The sequence below is a fragment of the Celeribacter persicus genome, assembly GCF_003050785.1.
Classification (GTDB): Bacteria; Pseudomonadota; Alphaproteobacteria; order Rhodobacterales; family Rhodobacteraceae; genus Celeribacter; species Celeribacter persicus.
The window spans coordinates 1-2,666 of sequence record NZ_QAOH01000071.1; the positions used below are offsets into that span (position 1 = coordinate 1).

General features: G+C 58.7%; 4 protein-coding genes. All 4 read right to left on the reverse strand.

The window, feature by feature from the left end; genetic code table 11:
• Positions 1–332 (reverse strand): DUF4172 domain-containing protein (locus tag C8N42_RS21130; protein ID WP_146168308.1); only part of this gene is annotated, 332 nt, incomplete at its 3' end.
• 120 nt (positions 333–452) lie between these two features.
• Positions 453–692 carry a hypothetical protein gene (locus C8N42_RS21135; RefSeq protein WP_096807327.1) on the reverse strand — a complete coding sequence of 80 codons (240 nt, stop codon included), beginning with the start codon at positions 690–692 and terminating at the stop codon, positions 453–455.
• A 161-nt stretch (positions 693–853) separates the two neighbouring features.
• On the reverse strand, positions 854–1,495 hold the full coding sequence (locus C8N42_RS21140; protein ID WP_096807328.1) for a hypothetical protein: 642 nt from the start codon (positions 1,493–1,495) through the stop codon (positions 854–856).
• A gap of 10 nt (positions 1,496–1,505) precedes the next feature.
• Positions 1,506–2,225, reverse strand: coding sequence for a nucleotide-binding protein (locus tag C8N42_RS21145; RefSeq protein ID WP_095590961.1), 720 nt, complete (start codon positions 2,223–2,225; stop codon positions 1,506–1,508).
• Between the last annotated feature and the right edge of the window lie 441 nt (positions 2,226–2,666).

The following is a 2,666-nucleotide window of genomic DNA, read 5'->3' on the forward strand; positions in this document are numbered from 1 at the left end:
TCTGCAAAACTGGAATAGACGTCGACCATCATTTCCGCGACGCCCTGTTCGCGCGGTTTGGCAGGGTAGCTGTCCGGATCGAGGCCCAGATGGCGGCGCAGCGAAGACTGGACACTGAGCCGATCGAGGATTTCACCCTCGATGGCGCTCGTCTGCATCGCTTCCTCGCTGAGCAGTTCGATGCGGAGTTGCTCGCGTTCCGGCTGACTGACATGATGGACCGCGCCGAGGATTTCCCCGGACGACAGCAGGAACGTCTGCTCAAACGGCTCCAGAGCGGAGGCGTCATATCGGAAATCCGGCCAATCGGGCAGCGTCCAGTTCCAAGCCATGAGTTATAGATATCCTTTCTATAACTCATATCTAGATCACTAATGAGGCATAGAAGTCAACTCTATCGCTCAAAGGACCTACGGGATGGGATGACCCACAAACCGACGCGAGACTTTGAGCTAGGCCTTTTCAAGGTGCGTCAGATCTTGCTGACGCGGTCTGGGGGTCTTCGGATCGACAGGGTTCTGTTCCGTCGCTTGAATGAATGGTTCATAGCGAACGTCCGCCACAGCGCCGTCGAACCAGGCAGGCTGCACGTCGCCATTGTTCCATTGGTAAAGGTAGCCGACCAGATTTTCAGATGTCTTGCAGAGGATGCGCATGATCGGTTCGCCAGTCAGGCGGGGCTTCGTGTTCATAATGCGTTCCTCCTAAATGGACCTCGTAACTCGTCACCACTGAGGTCTGAAATTCCCTATGACGCTCATTAGCGCCACGCTTTCCGCAACTGCAAGGCGAGCTTCTGCCGGTGGGCAAAAATCCACCGGCGAAATGCAAGTTGTCTTTTCAGATAGGTATCTTACGGTGCGTGCGGTTCATGCGGCGATGCAGCACGAACAGCAATTTCTTCCAAGATTTTGTCGATCTCGCCCCATATGCGTGGTTCCACCTGGCCGCGGATCAGAGCCCATTTACTCAAGACGTCGAGGGGGTCGTGGTCCCGGAGGAGGACACCCAGGCTGGCCGCATCTACTGCCAGAGATGTACGGGCCTGCCACTGCGTGTTTCGAGTGCGCCGCTCCTCCGCGACTGGGGCGAAGACCGGCGACAGTTGCCAGCCTTTGACTGCACGGCGCAGGGCGGCACGCACCACATGTGCCGGCTCAACACCACAAATCTCCAGCGCTGCTTCCTGTCGTTCGAGTGCGTTGACCCTGATGTCGATCTTGCGGGTCGGGCTCTTCGTCGCGGTCGATACGGGAGCACTCAGGCTGGTATGCGGGTCAGAGCTTTCTGCGATGACTTGGTGCGGCGCCACGGCACCTTCCGGCGCACACTCTGACACGTGCCGATCAGCGTCAACGTCAGCGGCTGGGGTGGCTGTCTTTGTTGCTGAGACCTGTGCCTCATCTTCCTTCCCGGGAACCTCGCGGCCACCCTGTTGCAGGGTGGCGGCGTAGGCTGGGTCGGGCCTGGTGATAGTCGGGATCTTCTTGCGCAATCGACTGTCCTCACGCAGCAAGAATGTTGTTGAGGATGTCCGTCGCCTCCTCGAGCGCCTCGACGACATGACGTACATGTGGACGCATCAGAGGGTTTGGATCAGATTGCTTTTCCAGTGCCAAGGCGTGGAGAAGCCCCTTCTGATCCATCTCCTTGTAAGTGTTTCGTCGCATCATGACGGTCTCAATGACCGGAAAACGGGTGAGCGCTTCTTCAATCAGGGCGGCGTCAGCACGGGTCGTTTTCGGGTCGACCATGTTGAGGACGACGTGGTGGCGCGGGAGGCTGGAGGGGTCGTCAACACGGGATTTCAGTTTCTCAAACCAATCAGAAGTCTGTGCGCCAACATCGAAATCAGACGTCGACAGCATGACGGGCGTCACAATGTGGTCCGCAAGTACCGCAATTCCGTCTGACCATTCGGCACCGACCCCTGCGGTATCGATGAAGATGAAGTCTGCCGTGCCTGCCATGTAGACCTGATCGATCTGATCCTCGACACCCGCCACGCTTTCGACGGTGGCCGAGCAGAGAAGCGGCGAACTCAGCCCACCGGCTTGCGCCCGAGTATGCCAGGCCCCGAGTACCCTCGTGCTGTCCGTGTCGATCAACATCACTCTGCGTCCGGCGGCGATCGCGGCGCTGATCAAGGCGCGCGAAAGCGTCGTTTTTCCACTGCCCCCTTTCCGGGCCATCGCTGCGATCACCACGAGATTTTCGTTCGGCATTCTGATCCTCCGCAAAAATAGTGAATCGCAACGATAATACCACAATGTCGCTAAACGCATGAGGCGGAGTGGTCAAGCAGAAGTCGGGATGCGACCGACGTTTGGCATGCAGCGGGCGGCGTTGTGCGATGACCGTGCGACGTCTGCCGTGGCGCCTTCAGCATTCGTCGCGGGGCACAACACACCCTCCAAATGTCGGGATGCGCTCGGCGATGTACTGCGGACGGAATGCAGGTGACGGATAGCGAAATCCAGACGACGGGAGGCAGTCTCGCTTATGTCGTTCCGCGGGTGACGCGAGACGGTTAGCACGCGGCAAAACCCGTCTTGCGGGGTGCAAGAGACGGGGCGCAAATGATGCGATGCGCGATGCGGAGACCGCATCGCGTGGTGCAATGAGCGCGAAGCGCGATCCATTTGACAAAGGACGGGAAATCGCCC